The organism is Anaerococcus degeneri (assembly GCF_017874475.1).
Classification (GTDB): domain Bacteria; phylum Bacillota; class Clostridia; order Tissierellales; family Peptoniphilaceae; genus Anaerococcus; species Anaerococcus degeneri.
In genome coordinates this window covers 62,879-79,879 of the sequence record NZ_JAGGLO010000006.1, presented here as the reverse complement: position 1 = coordinate 79,879, position 17,001 = coordinate 62,879, and the positions used below count along the sequence as shown (strand labels likewise).

Sequence of the window (17,001 nt, the reverse complement as noted above, 5' to 3'; positions counted from 1 at the left end):
TCCGCCGGAGTCCTTTTGCTTTTAAGGGAGATTATGAAAAATAATAAAATATTTAAAAGTTTTTACTCAATGAAAACCGGGATTATCCTCCTTGTTGTAATTGCACTTTTATCAGTAATAGGGACTGTGATTCCTCAGGGAAACCAAGCTGCCTTTTACCAAGAATCCTACAGCGATTTTTGGGCAAAAATCATCCTTGCTTGCGACTTTGACAAGGTATATTCGGCCTGGTGGTATATCTTAATTACAGTTTTGCTTTTGATAAATTTATTCTTATGTAGTGTAAACCGCTTTAGGGTAATTTTTGAAAAGTCTTTCAAGGATCCAGACCTAGGGCCAAAGCTTAAAAATTACAAGTCTTGGACCAAGGTTAAGGATGACGACCTAGCCATATTTAAAAAACTTAATATTAGATCTTATAAAAATACGGAAATCGATGGTAAGGAAGTCTACTATGCCTTTGATGGCAAGATTGGCTACCTAGGATCATGGCTTACCCACCTTTCCCTAATTATAATTATCCTCGCCTTTGGATATGGGAGATACCAAGGCTTTGAGGAATTTGTCCACGGCGTGCCTGGCACAGTCATGAATCTTGAAAATTCAGATTATAAAATCAAGGTCGACCAATATGACGTGATGTTTAGGAAAGACTACACAGTTGACCAATATATCACAAGCCTATCTATCCTTGATAAGGATGACAAGATTGTCGATAAGGGTATAGCAATGGTCAACAAGCCTTTTAGGTTTAAAGATTTTAACGTCTATCAAAACTCAACAGGTTGGGCTTTTGATGCACTTTTATTTAAGGATAAAAAATTAGTCGAAGATAAAATTATGTATAAGGGTGACTTCTTTGTGGCGGATGGTAAAAAAATTGCCCTCCAATTTGTAGATTTTTATCCGGATTTTGATGAAAAATCTATGATGAAACCTAGGACAAAATCCCCATTTTTAAACCATCCTGTAACTCTTTATGCCTTATTTTATGATGGGATGAGGGTTGATATGGGGCTTAACCATCCAGGAGAGCCTATTACTTGGGAAAACTATAGCTTTGTAATTAGGGACCCACAGATGTTCACCCTAGTCCAAGTTGCGAGAGATCCTGCAACACCGATTGCACTATTGGGTGCAGTTCTATTAATGGCAGGCTTATTATTAGCCTTCTATGTAAATCCTAGGGAAGTAATCCTCGTTAGGGACGAGGGATCTGACTATCTATACATCAAGCAAGCCAAACACGACAAGCTTCACACCAAAAAATATGAAAAAATAATTGGAGAGATTAAATTATAATGAATTTACTAAAAGTAGAAAATATATTATTTTATATAAGTCTTTTTGGATATTTAATATCTATGCTGCTATTTATAGCACTATTTGTAAACAAGACCGAAAAATGGGGCCTCAGGGGCAAAAATGTTTTAATCCTAGCCTTTGTTGCCCACACCCTAGCCCTTGGTGTTAGGTGGGTAAATGCAGGTAGGATTCCACTTTCAAACCAATATGAATTTGCCACAGCCTTTGCATGGGGAGTTGCCCTTTGCTATTTGATTTTTGAAAGAAAATACAATCTTTTAGCCATGGGTACCTTTGTCACCCCAATCCTATTTTTAATAATAGGCTACGCTGCTATGCGTGATAGGACAGTTAGGCCTCTAATGCCAGCCCTTGACTCTAAGTGGCTAGCAGTACACGTTTCCCTAGCCATCTTATCCTATGGTGCTTTTGCCGTTGCAGCAGGTATTTCTGGCATGTATCTAATGAGGGATAAATTTAACAGCGATTCATTTTTCTCAAAATCAATGGCAGAAAAAGACCAGCTAGACCTAATAGCTTACAGGATTATAGCCTTTGGTTATATTTTCCTATCCCTAGTAATGATTACCGGTGCTATCTGGGCGGAATCAGCCTGGGGCAGGTACTGGGCTTGGGATCCAAAGGAAACATGGTCTTTTATAACCTGGATAATCTATTCAATCTACCTCCACCTCAGAAGGTCTAGAGGCTGGGAAGGAAAAAGAGCAGCAATTTTTGCGATAGTAGGATTTATCTGCGTAATATTTACCTATGTTGGCGTAAATACCTTATTGCCATCACTTCATTCCTATGCATAATAAAATGAAAAAATTTAAGATTAAAGATATAAGTTTTATGGCCGTATCCATTGCCTTGATGTATGTATTTGGAAAAGTTCTCTATTTAATGAGCAGGTTTTTTCCAATACCAGGTTCAAGGGTCATCTTTACTACTCCACTTTTTACCTTTGTCTTAACAGCAGCTGTCCTTAAGACAAAGAAAATTGGAACCATTTCTATAATCATGGGCTTTTTGGCCCTGATATTATTAAGGCTAACACTTTTTGGAGCCTTAGCTGTGGGGCTTGCTGGAATTTTAACTGACCTTACAACACTAATCCTTATCGAATCTTATAGTGACTATAAGTCAATTTATAAAACCCTTGCCTTTCATAGCTTTTATTCCATTTGGACATCTTATATAATTATTTCATTGTTCATTGAAAATTCGAGCTTTATAATGGGTAATGCAATAGTGGTCTTACTTGTATCAATAATTATATATTTTGTTGCCTACTATGTATCTAAGGCTACAATAAGGATTTTTAATTCAAGAAAGCTATTAGATAACAAAACCTACAGTTTTAGGGAATAAAGGACTCTTTATTGTTAAAATTCCTTTTTAAAGTAGAATAATATAGATAAAAATTATTCGATTTTTATATGGAGATTATATGACTTTAACAAAAAATACAAATAGGATTATGGAGCCTATTTTTGTCATAGTTTTGACTTTACTGTGCTTATTTTTTTCAGAAAAGAGCTTGGTATTTATTGGTATGGTTCCAATAGTATTTGCTATTTTTTACTTTAATGAAGGAATTTTAAGCTTTTTGCTAGGAGCTTTTGGCACATATCTTTTAGGCCTGATTTTTGTAGACAAGGATGCTCTATCCATGAGTCTTATTGCCTTGCTACTTATTAGTGTAAGCCTAATAGTTCTTATTAGCCTTAAATTTACTGCCAGAATCCAAATTATAGCGACATTTGTCGTAACTAGCCTGATTTTTATTTTATTGTATAAGTATCAGATGCTAGAAAAGGGACTTTCTATCGATAAGCTAGCTATAAATTTAAAGGAAAATTTTGAAGACCTTTATGCTTATAGGCTAGACTTTGATATCTATAGGCTAACAACCAGCCTATATCCTGCAATTCTTGCATGGATATCAATGTTTTATGCAATCTTATCGGTAAAGATTATTAGAAATTATTTGTCAATAAAAGATGAGGGTTTTACAGACGTAAAAAATCTAGATGAGTTAAGGATGAATCCAAAAGATTTAGTGATTTTGTTTATAATTGAAGTCGCTATTTACTTTTTGGGGAAATTTTTTGCCATCAAAGATCTTTACCTTTTGGGCAATTTAATCCTATTAGCCTTGATGTTTTTTGTAATAAATGGAGCAAGTCTTTTTGACTATATGCTAAAAAACTCGAATTTGCCTTTAACCAGGGGGTTTCAGTGGTTTTTCATGCTGATATTAATACAAGTTTTTATAATCCCTTTACTCATAATAGGGATTGCAGATATATTTATAGATTTTAGAGCAAGGAGGAAAAATGAAAAATGACGAAAAATTTATTAGCATGGCTAATATAGTGTTAATAATGGCTTTTCCCTTACTTGCTAGTTTAGTAGTATTTTATTACAACCCAACCTTGGGAGCTGTAGGTATTGCTATATCAATAATATTATTCTTATTTTTGAAAAGCATCAATACAACCAAGGCCAAGGAGCTTCAGAAGTATGTGGACGATGTTTCATATTCCTTTGACTCTATTACAAAAAATGTAGTTTTTGAAATGCCATTTCCTATAGCAATAGTCGAAGATGACAGGAAGATAAAGTGGCACAACTCATTTTTTAGGGAGCTTTTCCCCAATAGGACCCTAATCGGAGAAGAAATTGACAGCCTAATCCCAGATTTATCAGAGATTGAATTTGATAATGAAGAGATAAGGACATCAAAAAATGTAAATATTTCCGATAAGGTTATACAGTTTTATTACTCAACTATTTTTGTTGATGACCATTCAAAGGGCCAGACTTTTTTGTATGGGATAGATAATACCTATGACGAATCAATCAAAAAACTCTTCAAGGAAAAGAGATTGGTATTTTATTCTGTCTTTATAGATAATTATGAAGATATTAGAAACGCATCATCTTCTGATGTTAGGCCAAGAGTTCTTGGAGAAATTGATAGGGTAATAAATGAGTATTTCAAAAAATACAATTGCCTAATAAGAAAATACGAAAATGACAGATTTATGATTCTGAGTGAATTCCAAGATTATAAAAATATCCACGAAGATAAGTTTTCTATCCTTGATAAGGTAAGGGAAATTGATAAGGGAAATGCCCTCCCACCAACCCTATCCATAGGCGTTGGTATAGCAGGTGCAAACCCTTCTGAAATCTATTCTGATTCAAGGGATGCGATTAACATCGCCCTTTCCCGTGGAGGAGACCAAACTGTCATCAAACTTGAAGATAATTATGAATACTTTGGCGGCAAGACTAAGGCCATAGAAAAAACTTCTAAGGTAAGGTCCAGGGTAATTTCCCAATCCCTAAAGAGAATGATGCAAACAAGCCCAGATATATATGTCATGGGCCACAACAACCCAGATATGGATTCCTTTGGATCTGCCCTAGGTATCTACGAAGGCGCAAAATCAATGGGTAAACAAGCTTACATTATCCTAAATGAAGTGACTAAGCCTATTGAAAATATGTATGCCAGGGTTAGTGAAGAATTAAAAGAATTAAAGGATAATATCCTAACTGAAGAAGAAGCTCTTGCTAGAATTAGTCCCCAGTCTTTGGTAATTGTCACAGACAACCACAGGAAAAATTCTACCGAAGGGCCAGCCTTATTAGATAAAACTGATAATATATTTATTATCGACCACCATAGGAGGGGCAAGGACTATATCAAAAAGGCCACCATCTCCTATATTGAGCCATACGCTTCGTCCGCATCAGAGCTTGTGACAGAGATTTTATCCTATTTGGATGAAAACTTTAAGGCAAGAACACCTGTTGCAGAATCGCTCTTGGCGGGTATAACAGTTGATACCAAAAATTTTGTCTACCAAACTGGAGTCAGGACCTTTGAAGCAGCCTCCGTCCTTAAAAGGTGGGGAGCTGACTCAGTCTACATCAAGAGGATGTTTAAGGATGACTTTGAGATTGTAAAATATAAATCAGAGGTAATAGCAGATTCATTTATGGTTAATGATTTCATTGCCGTAGCCCATTTTAATAGGGAAATTGATGGATCAACCCTGATTGCAAGCCAAGCTGCAGACGACCTTTTAAATATAAAGGGAGTTCTCGCAAGCTTTGTCTTAACTAGGGCTAATAATAAAATTCATATCTCAGGTAGAAGCTTAGGCGATATATCGGTACAATTAATACTAGAGCGCATTGGAGGTGGCGGACACTTAACAGCCGCAGCCACCCAATTAGATATGAGCATGGAAAATGCCGAAAAAATGTTAAGAAAAGCTATTATTGAATATATAAGAGAGGAAGAAGAAAATGAAAGTAATACTAACAGATAATATTGTAAGAGTTGGAGTTAAGGGAGACCTTGTAGATGTAAAATCAGGATATTTTAGAAACTATCTTGACCCACAAGGACTTGCTGTAAAAGCAACAAAAGAAAATATGGAAGAACTTGAAAAAATGAGAGAAGAACTTAAGAAAGAAGAAGCTGAAAATAGAAAAGCAGCTGAAGCTCTTAAGGAAAAAATCGAAGCTCTTAGCGTAGAACAAAAGGTAAGAGTAGGCGAAGATGGAAAACTATTTGGTTCTGTAACAAACAAAGACATAGCTGAAGCTCTAGCAGAAAAAGGAATCGAAATTGACAGAAAGAGAATCGAAGAAGTTGAAAAAATCAACGGGGTCGGTGAATTTGTTATCAACGCTAGACTATATGAAGGAGTTAACGCAGACCTTAAAGTTATCGTAGTTGCTGAGGTAGAATAATGACAGATGGCCTAAGGCCACTACCTTATGACTTCTTATCAGAACAGGCTATCATAGGTTGTATTTTAGCAAAAAATGAGACCTTTGATAGTGCAAATCAAATCATAAAACCTGTAGACTTTTACGACTCGAGAACACAGAGGATTTACAAGTCCATAGTAGGGATGTTTGAAAAAGACATCAAGGTAGACTATGTATCGCTTGTAAGCCAGCTTTCGAGTGAAAATATATTACAAGAAGTTGGAGGGGAGGAGTTTATCACTGAGATTACCCTCTCCTCATTTTATACTCCAAATATTGAAACTTATTGTAAAACAGTCAAGGAAAAGTCACTACTAAGGAGTCTGATAGGGGCAAGTGAGGATATAATCGATTCGTCATACAAGCAAACTGACGACGTCACTGACATCCTTGCGATCGCAGAAAATAGAATATTTGAAATATCCCAAGATAGCCACAACCGAGGCCTTGTAAGGGTCGCTGACACAATGGATGACACCCTAAGGCAAATAAACGAGCTAACCCTTGCAGATGGGAAAATTACAGGAGTTGCAACAGGTCTTGATGTAGTTGACAACAAACTTTCAGGCCTACAAAACTCTCAGCTAATCCTTCTTGCAGCAAGACCTGCCATGGGTAAGACCGCCCTAGGTCTCACAATGGCTTGGAATGCAGCAAAAAATGGCAAGTCAGTCGCTTTTTTCTCCCTTGAGATGTCAATTTATCAATTAAACCAAAGGCTATTGTCAATGGTAAGTTTGGTAAGCCTTGAATCTATTATAAACGGTTCAATCAGAGATGACGATTGGACACTTTTAATAGATGCAACTAAAAAAATAGTCAAAACAGACCTCTATGTCGACGAAACTCCTGGTATCAGGCTTTCAGAAATGAAGTCTAAGCTAAAAAGGCTAAAGGCAGAAAAGGGCCTAGACCTAGTTGTAATCGACTATTTGCAGTTGATGCAGGCAGATGGTAGGCAAGAAAATAGGCAAAATGAAATTGCCTCTATTTCTAGAGGACTAAAATCCTTATCCAAGGAATTAAATTGTCCGATTCTTTCCCTTGCCCAATTATCAAGAGAGGCTGATAAGAGGGCCGACCACAGGCCAATCCTTTCTGACCTTAGAGAGTCAGGCGCCATCGAGCAGGACGCAGACGTGGTTATGCTTTTATACAGGGAAGACTACTATGATGAAGAAGTTGAACCAAACCAGGCCAAGGTTATCTTTGCCAAGCACAGGAATGGGGCAACTGGTGTTGTAGACTTATTTTTCAATAAACAATGCACAACCTTTACAGACCTATCCCTAAGGGATGAAAATGTCTAGGATATATTTAGATAAAATTGACGTCAAAGCCGCCTTTGAACTTAAGGATTGGGCGATTTTTGACGACCCAAAGCTTATTGGATATAACTACGGAAACCTCACAGATTTTGAAATCAAACTCTGGCAGGGGTCTATTTCCATTCCCAACAAAAAATATTTTGCAGTAAGAAGGGTGACCGATGATCGTTTTATAGGTTTTATAGGACTTAAAAATATCAATCCCCTCTTAAGAAGGGCCAAGCTGGGTATAGTTTTTGACCCTAATTTTGTATCGGAAGGCTATGGCTATGAGGCTGTAATGGCTATAATGAGGGTGTTTTTTGTGGAGATGGGCTATAGGAACCTAATCCTTGATGTGAACACCTTTAACAAAAGAGCCCTAAATCTCTACAAAAAATGCGGATTTAAAATTACTTCCTACACCAGGGAGGTTTTTGAAAACCAAGACGTAGAAGTCGATGGAGAAAATTTTGAACTTGATCACGGCCTAGTTTATTCGAAAATTATTAATATGAAATTAAGTAAGGATGATTATAATGAACTTTGAAATGCAGGAATTAAAATTAGATATGGGTACAACTCCATTTGAGAATATGTTTTTAAATACCTATCTTCAGATGGCTGATGGTGATGCTATCAAGGTTTATCTACTAATCTATAAGGAAATTTACAATAATAAATTTGTAGATGAGGGAAAGATTAAACGCCAGCTAAATTTTGACGATAAAAGATTTGAAGAAGCGGTTAAGTTTTGGATAAATATGGGGATTTTTAGGGAAAAAAAGGATTCTAACGGCCAGACCTATATAGAAATTGTATCCCTAAGACAGATGTATTTTGGCGAAAGCGATGAGACTCCATCCAACGAGATTAATTTTGATAAGGCCCAAAGAAAGTCGATGATGTTTGAAAATGTCGAAAGAATTATTGCAAGAAAACTTACTCCGGCAGACATTACAAGAATCCACGAAACCCTTGGTGAGTATGACCAGGAACCAGAGCTTGTCACAGAAGCCTTTAGGCAGGCTAAGGAATCTGGAAATGTGGATGTAAAATACGTCATGGGCTACCTTAAATCTTGGCGAGATATGGGCATAAATAGCCTAAATGAGCTGAGGATGAAGGAAGAAAGGGACAAGCTTAAAAAAGCGACTGGTGTTAGGACCTACAGGAGAAAAACCGATCCAGCAAGGCCAAATGACGGAATGTCAATAGCTGAAAAAGCAAGACTAAAGAGACTTGAGAGATTAAACAAGACGGAGAAATAGTATGAAAGCCAACGAAAAAGCATCCCTAATCCTAGCCGAGAGACGCAGGGTAAACAAGGTCTTGCAAAACGAGCGCATAGAAGAAATTTACAAAAAAATCCCTCAAATAAAGGCAATCGACGCCCTTATAAAGGAAACTGGTTTTAGAAGTCTAGAGCTTGCTGCCCAGAATATGGACACAAGGCCAGCGGAAGAGAAAATAAAAACCCTAAAAAAAGAAAAGAACAAACTCCTCTTGGCAAATGGCTATGAGACTGATTACATGGACCTAAAGTACCACCACGACCTTTGCAAGGATACCGGTTTTGTTGGTACCAAGCCTTGTTCTTGTAGAAAAAATCTCATCATAGAAGATAATTACGAAAAGTCAGGACTCAGGGCTGCCATAAATAGGGAAAATTTCTCAACCTTTAATTTCAATTTATTTTCCAAAAATCCTTATATGAATTATGACGTGATTCCTTACGAAAATATTGTGAAAATTGTTAGAGAAATAAAGGAATATATAAATAATTTTGACAGACAAAGTGCTAACATATACATCCAGGGAGAAGTCGGAAGGGGCAAGACTTTTCTAATAAATTCCATAGCCAAGGAGCTTCTAGACAGGAATTATTCGGTTGTTTACATGACATCAACCAAGCTTTTTAAATTCCTAAATGACTATCATTGGGCCTTTGAAGATAGGCGTGAAAACCTCGAGAGCCAATATGAGATGATTTTTGATTGTGATTTGCTAATTATAGACGATCTTGGGGCCGAAACCCACAGGTCAACCGACCAATCCAATCTTTTTGATGTTGTAAATGAGAGGATGAACAAGGGTCTGCCAATTATTTTATCTTCAAACCTTAACGAAGATATGATAGGAGAAATCTACGGACCGAGGGTATTTTCCAGAATTTTGGGTAATAATTCAAAGACCTATGAAATATTTGGTGAAGATTTAAGATTAAAGGGGACAGATTATGATTTTAGTTGACAGAGTTCAAATGCAAGCCATCGACCGCTACGCCATAGAAGTCTTGAAAGTGCCAGCTTTAAGCCTAGTTGAAAGGGCAAGTATGGCTGTGCTTAAACATATAAATCTCAATAAATTTGGCTACTTTGGAGTGGTTGTAGGTGTTGGCAATAACGGTGCTGATGGCCTAGCACTCGCCAGAAACCTCCTTGCCAGATACAAGGATGTGGAAATTTTTATTATAGGCGATGTCGAAAAGGCCAGCCCAGAATTTAAGCTAAACCTTGAATCCTGCGAGATGCTTTGCGAAGAAATTTATTATGTAGAATCAATCGAAGACTTGGAAAATATGGAAAAAAGACTTTCCAATGTCAACCTAATTGTCGATGCCATTTTTGGCACAGGACTTAATAGGCCAGTTACAGGTATCTATGCTACAGTAATTTCTATTATAAATAACGTCATGAAATACAAAATTTCTATAGATATTCCATCAGGCCTTGATGCATCAACAGGCCAGGACTTGGGGGAAGTGGTAGATGCGGATTTGATTGTGACCATGCAACTTATGAAAACAGGCCTCTACGAAAGAGAAGCCTACAAGAGAAAATGTGTCATAGAAGATATAGGCATCCCACAAAAGGCTATAGATTCAGTTATATATGGGCTAGTTAATTAAAATTCGCCCTCCTTGCAATCGTTTACCATAGTGATATAATAAAAGAAAAGAGGAGGGCCTTATGAAAAAGAAATTTATATTAGTTTTACTAAGCATTTTTGCCCTAGCTTCTTGTGGGGCTGGAAATCATGTCAAAGAAGAAGCTAAAGAAGCCCGTGACTTTGCAAGCGATGTTCAAAATCAAGCCTCATCAGAAGCTGAATTGTCCAAAGACGAGTCTGTATCCGAAGGAGAAAGCCCAAGCGAAATAGAAGATCCAGATTCTTATATAGAGAGATTTGTCTATATAGATCTTGAAACAACAAATTACGACAAGGACTTTGAGACTATCAATAAATCTGCTAAGAGCCTTGAAGGTCTGATAGAAAATGAATCCACATATTTTTCTTATTCTGATAGGTACAAGGACCTAAAGACTACTGAATTTACAATAAAAATCCCAAGAGATAAGGTAAATAAATTCGACCGAGTCCTTGCTGACATCGGCAAGACCATGAGTATAAATAAAAACTCAAATAACTTAAGGACTGCTTTCAGAGATGTGGATAAGGACCTAGAAATCAAGGAAAAACAGCTCGATAAATTCAACGAACTCCTTGATCAAACTACAAATATCGAAGACACCCTAGTCATCAATGCCAAAATCATTGAGACCCAGGGCGAGATTGATGCCATAAAAAAAGCCAAGGCCGACCTAAAGGATAGGGTGACCTATGACACCTACAATATTTCCCTAAATGAAGTATATTCCTACGACCAAAGGGCAAATAATCCAGACCTAGGAGAAAGAATCAAGGAAGCTATGGGAGAATCTCTAGGAATAGTCAAAGAATTTTTCTCCCAAGTCATAGTAGGATTTTTCCTCTACTGGCCATTTATCTTGATAATTTTAATAATTCTTTTTATCCTCTATAGGGTGAAGAAAAAATTTAAGAAAAACAGGGACTGATTGATCAGTCCCTATTTTTGCGTCCTTCTGCAATTTTTCAAAAATTCCCAAATCATCTAGACTTATTTTTAGTATTAATTATATTTGGCTAGCAAGAGATCTCTCGACTTAGGTCTAAACGGCACATAAATTTATTGCTTTGTAGTTCCACACCCTGCGCCGTCTCTAATGGGTCTGGCCACAGTGAGCGTAGCGAACTGATGGAAGCCCTTAATCGAGGCTTTTCGAGGCGAACTCTTTATCCGGAACGGATAAGAGTGAGCCCGAAAACTACCGTCGACGAAGCCAAAGACTGAGGAGAGATCTCATAAAGACAGGACCTCATATACAAAGAAATCTCAAGCTCACGAGATTCCTTGTCATTTCATTTCTCGGAAATGAAAGCTTGGACAGGGTAAACACCCTTTTATACCAAACGAAATATCCTTACCATTTGACAACCAATAAATTTCCTGATATGATTAGATAGACTTGGGGAGTTAGCTCAGCTGGAAGAGCGCCACGTTGACATCGTGGAGGTCGCTGGTTCAAGCCCAGTACTTCCCACCATAGCCTTTAAGATAGTTGATTTTAAAGGTTTTTTTATTGTATAACTACAAATTAACCACATCCTATTTATTTGATTCTATGTAAGATATAAAATTATTAAAAACAAAAGCCCTGTGACTTTCAAAAGTAAAATTAAAATTATTTCTACTTTCAAAGTCCAAGGGCTTTTTAAAATTTATTTTTAATCGCTAACCTTATTTACATTCAAGATTTTTCTTACAACTAGGTCAGCATAGGCTTGGCTGCCTTCCACATTTGGGTGGGTCCTGTCGACTGCCAAGAGTTCTGGTCTGTCTTTGACGTAGGCACGCCAGTCTATTAGGTGGGCTTTTGGATTTTTGTCCACAAATTCCTTCATATCGGCATTGACCTTATCCATATAGGATTGGAGGTGGGAAGTATTGACAAAATATACATCCCTGCCTTCAGCAAGGTCCATAATTGTCTGCATGTCGTTGTGGTTGGCAGACCCATTTGATCCAAGGGAGATGAGGACAATATCTCCGAGGCCGACGTTGTTTTTGATATTTGCGAGGACATTTGGCCCATCAATCATATCCCTACCGACTACTCCGTCTAGGTAGAGGTTTGGAATGTATTTTCTTAGGTATTTATCAATATTGATAAGGACTGAATCACCCACAGCTGTGATGTGGATGTCCTTTACGTAGTTAAGCTCATTTTCTGTGAAATTAAAGTCATCATAAGGTTTTTCTTTGAAATTCTTATCTTCTTTGGCTTTTTCAAGGTCTTTTTGATAAGATTCTTCCTTTTCTGCTGAGCTTACTTCTTTATCTTTTTCGTCTTCTTTATTTTTTTTATCTTCTGAAGCTTTCTTTTTCTGGACAGATTCGTTATTTTTCTTGATTTCTTCTTCGCTTTGTTCAAATCTCGCCTTAAGCTCGGCCATATCTTTTTCTTTTTGGTTGCCGATTGCAAGGGAGACAATATTTAGGATTATTAGGCCAGCAAAAGGAACTAGGATTAGGTATTTATTAATCCTTTTTCTATTAAATATGATATGACAAACTTCTCCCAAAAATATTATCCAAGCAAATTGTAGACCATAGTACAAAAATTTGTTTTCTAATAAATTTATCAAGAAATAAGAGAAGAACACTTGGACTAGGTATTGGAGGATGTATAGGTAGAAACTCCTCCTGCCAAGGTATTCCAGAATCCCGCCGAAAATATTATCAGCAAATTTGGCCCCATATTCGATTTCGTACCTGTAAAGGACAAGGACCATGAGGGCAAAGGCTAGGGTATAGACTAGGAAAAATGACCTATAAATCCAAATTTCCTCACCATTTATAAAAAACATTGGCACAAAAAGGCAAAGTCCTAAAAGCCCTATGGAAATCCTAAGGCTTTTTTGGCTTACTTCTAGCCTGTCCTTGTATTTTAAATAAAGAAGGTAGAAGGCCATGCCTAGGAAAAAGGCATAAATCCTTGTATCTGTACCGTAATAAATCCTAATTATAGGACTATTGTTGATGGCGAAATATAGGCAAAGGCCAAAACTAATCAGGCTTAAAATTATAAGTCCCCATATTCTAGCGGAAATATTTCTAACCTTCCCTCCGATGTATTTCACAAGGTAAAAAATTACTATAAATTGGATGTAGAGGGATATGTACCAGAGGTGGACAAAGATGTTAAAATTGCCATTCCTGTCAAAATATGAAGCGCCTGCAACAATTTGCCTTATATTTTCAAAGCCAAAAATCACCGCCAAGCTAGACCTTGCCGAGTCATCAAAGATTTCCCTGGCAAATATCAAGGCCACAATAAGGCTTATAGAACTTATGAATATTATAGGGGGCAGGATCTTCTTTGCCTTTCTTTTCAGGCTTTCCAATATATCTTGAAGGGCCAAGTCCCTATTAAAATTCGCTTTCTCCATCAAAAATCCGGACATAACTAAAAATCCTATTACAGCCAAAAAACCACCCGGCAAAGCGTGGCCAAAAAGGTGGTAGGTAGACACAGTCAAGAGGCAAAAGCCCCTGAGGATATTTAGGTAGCGGAAATTCACTTTTCTTTTAGTTAATCTTTTCACATTTTTCTCCATAACATAACCATTATACTCTTATTGAGTTAATTTAAAATAATTTTATCCCAAGATTATGGGTTAAAAATGTTATCAATATTAAATTCAGATAAAGATATTTGCATTTTTTTCCGAAATGCTGTATATTAGTACTAATGAAATATTGCGATGAAAAGAAGTAGTAGCTATGAAAGGCACCTAGAGAGGGAATGGTTGGTGGAAATTCTCTGTCGGCAGTAGTGAATCCGTCTTTGAGCAAATACGAAATTAAGGCAAGCCCTGCTTGCGTAATTTGGGTGGCACCACGAGACCTTCGTCCCAATTGGGGGAGGCTTTTTTTATGCATATTTTTAAGGAGAAAACATGATTGATATTAAATTACTAAGAGAAAACCCAGACTTTGTTAAGGAAAATATTAAGAAAAAATTCCAAGATGAAAAACTTGTCCTAGTAGACGAAGTATTAGAACTTGACGAAAAACTACGCCAATACAAAACAGACGGCGACAAGCTAAGAAGCGAGAGAAACAAGACTTCTAAGGAAATCGGCGCTCTTATGGGCCAAGGCAAAAAAGACGAAGCCGAAGCCGCTAAGGCCCATGTAGTTGAGATCAATGACGAACTTGTCCACATCGAAGAAGAAACAGCAAGACTAAACGAAGAAGTCAAACAAAGGATGCAAGTCATCCCACAAATCATAGACGAAACAGTACCCCTAGGCAAGAATGATACAGAAAATGTTGAAATAGAGAGATTTGGTGAGCCTGTTGTCCCTGAATTTGAAGTTCCTTACCACATAGACATCATGGAAAGCTTTGACGGAATCGACCTAGATTCATCAAGAAATACCTCAGGAGCAGGTTTCTATTACCTAAAGGGCGACATAGCAAGACTTCATTCAGCTATCCTTTCTTATGCTAGGGACTTCATGATTGATAGGGGCTACACATATTACATCCCACCATTTATGATTAGATCAGAAGTTGTAACCGGCGTTATGTCCTTTGCTGAAATGCAAGATATGATGTATAAAATCGAAGGCGAAGACCTCTACCTAATCGGTACATCTGAGCACTCAATGATTGGTAAATTCATCAACACAATCAACGAAGAAGCCAAGATGCCACTAAAGATGACCTCATATTCTCCATGCTTTAGAAAAGAAGTAGGAGCACACGGCATCGAGGAACGTGGTGTTTACCGTATCCACCAATTCGAAAAACAAGAAATGGTAATCATCTGCAAGCCAGAAGATTCTAAAAAATTCTATAACGAACTATGGCAAAATACAGTAGATTTCTTTAGAAGCCTTGAAATCCCAGTAAGAACACTAGAATGTTGTTCTGGAGACCTAGCTGACCTTAAGGTAAAATCTTGCGACGTAGAAGCATGGAGCCCACGCCAAGGCAAATACTTTGAAGTAGGATCATGCTCAAACCTAGGCGACGCCCAAGCAAGAAGACTTGGCATCAGACTAAGGGGAGAAGACGGCAACTACTTTGCCCACACCCTAAACAACACAGTAGTAGCCCCACCAAGAATGCTAATAGCCTTCCTAGAAAACCTACTCCAAGCCGACGGATCAGTTAAAATCCCAGCTCCATTACAAATGTACATGGGTGGCAAGGAAAAAATCGTACCAACAGTTAAATAAACTTTTGCAATACAAAGCACCCCTAGCCCGGGTGCTTTTAAATTTTCAAGTGTTATGGAGTTTACCCCCCCCAAGCGCCGTCCCGACAAAAAACTAGCCTGCCCGGCTTATGGAGGGCTCTCCATGAAATGGTCGAACGTAGTTAGACAAAGGCCGCCGAGGGACCTCATAAAGTCGGGACCCCCACATCCTTTGAAATAATCCACAAATCCACACCCTCGTTTCGACCGAAGTAGAGAAATCTTTGGACTACCCTCCCTTTTTTCGACCGATCAAAGTGAGTGGAGAAACCTCTGGACCAAACAAGGACTAGCTCTGGTCGGGACTTGGGATTTGCTTGTTGAATGATTCTTGATTTAAATTCCCCACAACAAAAGCACCCCCATAGGAGTGCTTTTTCTATATACTAGGAGAGATTTGGTTTTTTTATTTGTTCCAGAATTTGGCTGCGATGTTTTGGCCTTGGGTGATTTTCGCCCATTGGTCTTCTTGGCTTAGTTCGTTGCCGTTGTCGCATGAGGCGAAGCCGCATTGGTGGGAGAGGTAGAGTCTGTCTTTGTCTATGATTTTGCTTGCTTGGTCTAATAATTCTAGGGCTCTTTTTTCGTCATCTAGGTCTGGGGTTTTTGATGATAAGAATCCGAGTACGATTTCTGCGTCTGTGTTTTTCTCGAAGGCTTTTAATGAATTTAGGGATCCTGCTCTTTCGTCGTCCCATTCTAGGTAGAACCTGTCGTAATGCTGTTTTTCTAGGAAGAGATCAGCGATTGAGTCATAAGTACCTGCCCCAAAGTGGCGGGAGGCGTAGTTGCCCCTGCAGTTGTGGGTGTAGACTTTAAGTCCTAGGTCGTGACCGTAGTCGATGACTTCGTTGTTGATGGCTATATATTTTTCTGCTAGGGTGATATTTTTATCAGCTCTCGCATTCCCATCAAATTGTGCATTTTCGGATTCGTCTGCAAATTGTTCCCATAGGCAATCGTCAAATTGGATTATTTCTCCGCCAGCATTTTTGAAATCGTCTAAAAATTCCTTATAAGAACGGATTAGGTCTTTTTCAAAATCATCTTCGTTTTTGTAGTAAGAATCTTCAAGGAAACCAAAGCTTATGATTTCACCAAAAATGTGGGATGGGGAAGGGATACATTGTTTGACGGCAGCTCTGCCATTTACAAGTTTTTTAAGTCTCTTGAAATGGTCTATGAATGGGTGGTTTTTGTCTGAAAGCCTGTCTACAAGCCTTAGTCCTATATCACGTCTGGTCTCAAATTTATTGCAACAATCTTTATCTTCAAAGAAATATCCGCTCTCTCTGATATATCTTTCCACCCCATGTAGGCCCCAAACAAAGTCGAGGTGCCAGAGGGATTTTGAATATTCTCCGTCTGTGATTTCAGTAAGGCCTGCCGCGATTTGTTTTTCAACCACATCTGCTACTGCCTTATCTTCGCAAGTCTTGTAGCCAGCAAAGTCA

At 37.9% G+C, this 17,001-nt stretch carries 15 protein-coding genes and 1 tRNA gene; 14 read left to right on the top strand and 2 right to left on the bottom strand.

Annotated features, from left to right (window positions below):
- The first annotated feature begins 33 nt into the window (after positions 1-33).
- From resB to J2Z38_RS07105, 13 genes are all read left to right on the top strand, one after another.
- Entirely contained in the window at positions 34-1,302 is a 1,269-nt protein-coding gene (gene resB / locus J2Z38_RS07165; RefSeq protein ID WP_209774306.1) for a cytochrome c biogenesis protein ResB, read from the top strand.
- Complete coding sequence (ccsB, locus tag J2Z38_RS07160; protein ID WP_209774301.1) at positions 1,302-2,123, top strand: c-type cytochrome biogenesis protein CcsB; 822 nt, start codon at positions 1,302-1,304, stop codon at positions 2,121-2,123. The genes resB and ccsB overlap by 1 nt, the downstream gene beginning before the upstream one ends.
- Before the next feature lie 4 nt (positions 2,124-2,127).
- Positions 2,128-2,679, top strand: a complete 552-nt coding sequence (locus J2Z38_RS07155) for a hypothetical protein (protein ID WP_209774300.1) — start codon at positions 2,128-2,130, stop codon at positions 2,677-2,679.
- A 79-nt stretch (positions 2,680-2,758) separates the two neighbouring features.
- Positions 2,759-3,658, top strand: coding sequence for a YybS family protein (locus J2Z38_RS07150; protein ID WP_209774298.1), 900 nt, complete (start codon positions 2,759-2,761; stop codon positions 3,656-3,658).
- Positions 3,648-5,657, top strand: coding sequence for a DHH family phosphoesterase (locus J2Z38_RS07145; protein WP_209774296.1), 2,010 nt, complete (start codon positions 3,648-3,650; stop codon positions 5,655-5,657). Before J2Z38_RS07150 ends, J2Z38_RS07145 begins: the two co-directional genes overlap by 11 nt.
- A complete protein-coding gene (gene rplI, locus J2Z38_RS07140) occupies positions 5,635-6,084 on the top strand; it encodes a 50S ribosomal protein L9 (RefSeq protein WP_209774295.1) in 450 nt (149 codons plus the stop codon). The genes J2Z38_RS07145 and rplI overlap by 23 nt, the downstream gene beginning before the upstream one ends.
- On the top strand, positions 6,084-7,415 hold the full coding sequence (gene dnaB / locus J2Z38_RS07135; protein WP_209774294.1) for a replicative DNA helicase: 1,332 nt from the start codon (positions 6,084-6,086) through the stop codon (positions 7,413-7,415). Before rplI ends, dnaB begins: the two co-directional genes overlap by 1 nt.
- Positions 7,408-7,962, top strand: a complete 555-nt coding sequence (locus J2Z38_RS07130) for a GNAT family N-acetyltransferase (protein ID WP_209774292.1) — start codon at positions 7,408-7,410, stop codon at positions 7,960-7,962. Before dnaB ends, J2Z38_RS07130 begins: the two co-directional genes overlap by 8 nt.
- Positions 7,943-8,683 (top strand): DnaD domain-containing protein, encoded by a 741-nt coding sequence (locus J2Z38_RS07125; protein WP_209774290.1) that lies wholly within the window; start codon positions 7,943-7,945, stop codon positions 8,681-8,683. Before J2Z38_RS07130 ends, J2Z38_RS07125 begins: the two co-directional genes overlap by 20 nt.
- A gap of 1 nt (position 8,684) precedes the next feature.
- On the top strand, positions 8,685-9,665 hold the full coding sequence (locus J2Z38_RS07120) for an ATP-binding protein (protein WP_209774289.1): 981 nt from the start codon (positions 8,685-8,687) through the stop codon (positions 9,663-9,665).
- On the top strand, positions 9,652-10,323 hold the full coding sequence (locus J2Z38_RS07115; protein WP_209774287.1) for an NAD(P)H-hydrate epimerase: 672 nt from the start codon (positions 9,652-9,654) through the stop codon (positions 10,321-10,323). The genes J2Z38_RS07120 and J2Z38_RS07115 overlap by 14 nt, the downstream gene beginning before the upstream one ends.
- A 61-nt stretch (positions 10,324-10,384) precedes the next feature.
- Positions 10,385-11,272 carry a DUF4349 domain-containing protein gene (locus J2Z38_RS07110; RefSeq protein WP_209774285.1) on the top strand — a complete coding sequence of 296 codons (888 nt, stop codon included), beginning with the start codon at positions 10,385-10,387 and terminating at the stop codon, positions 11,270-11,272.
- A gap of 473 nt (positions 11,273-11,745) precedes the next feature.
- A tRNA-Val gene (locus J2Z38_RS07105) sits at positions 11,746-11,821 on the top strand.
- Between the two features lie 181 nt (positions 11,822-12,002).
- On the opposite strand, the gene J2Z38_RS07100 is transcribed toward J2Z38_RS07105, so the two are convergent.
- Positions 12,003-13,883 (bottom strand): acyltransferase family protein, encoded by a 1,881-nt coding sequence (locus J2Z38_RS07100; RefSeq protein ID WP_225304613.1) that lies wholly within the window; start codon positions 13,881-13,883, stop codon positions 12,003-12,005.
- A gap of 354 nt (positions 13,884-14,237) precedes the next feature.
- On the opposite strand from J2Z38_RS07100, the gene serS reads away from it, so the two are divergent.
- Positions 14,238-15,527: a serine--tRNA ligase gene (gene serS, locus J2Z38_RS07095; protein ID WP_209774282.1), complete on the top strand. Its 1,290-nt coding sequence runs from the start codon at positions 14,238-14,240 to the stop codon at positions 15,525-15,527.
- A 426-nt stretch (positions 15,528-15,953) separates the two neighbouring features.
- On the opposite strand, the gene J2Z38_RS10715 is transcribed toward serS, so the two are convergent.
- Positions 15,954-16,955, bottom strand: a complete 1,002-nt coding sequence (locus J2Z38_RS10715; RefSeq protein ID WP_225304612.1) for a uroporphyrinogen decarboxylase/cobalamine-independent methonine synthase family protein — start codon at positions 16,953-16,955, stop codon at positions 15,954-15,956.
- Between the last annotated feature and the right edge of the window lie 46 nt (positions 16,956-17,001).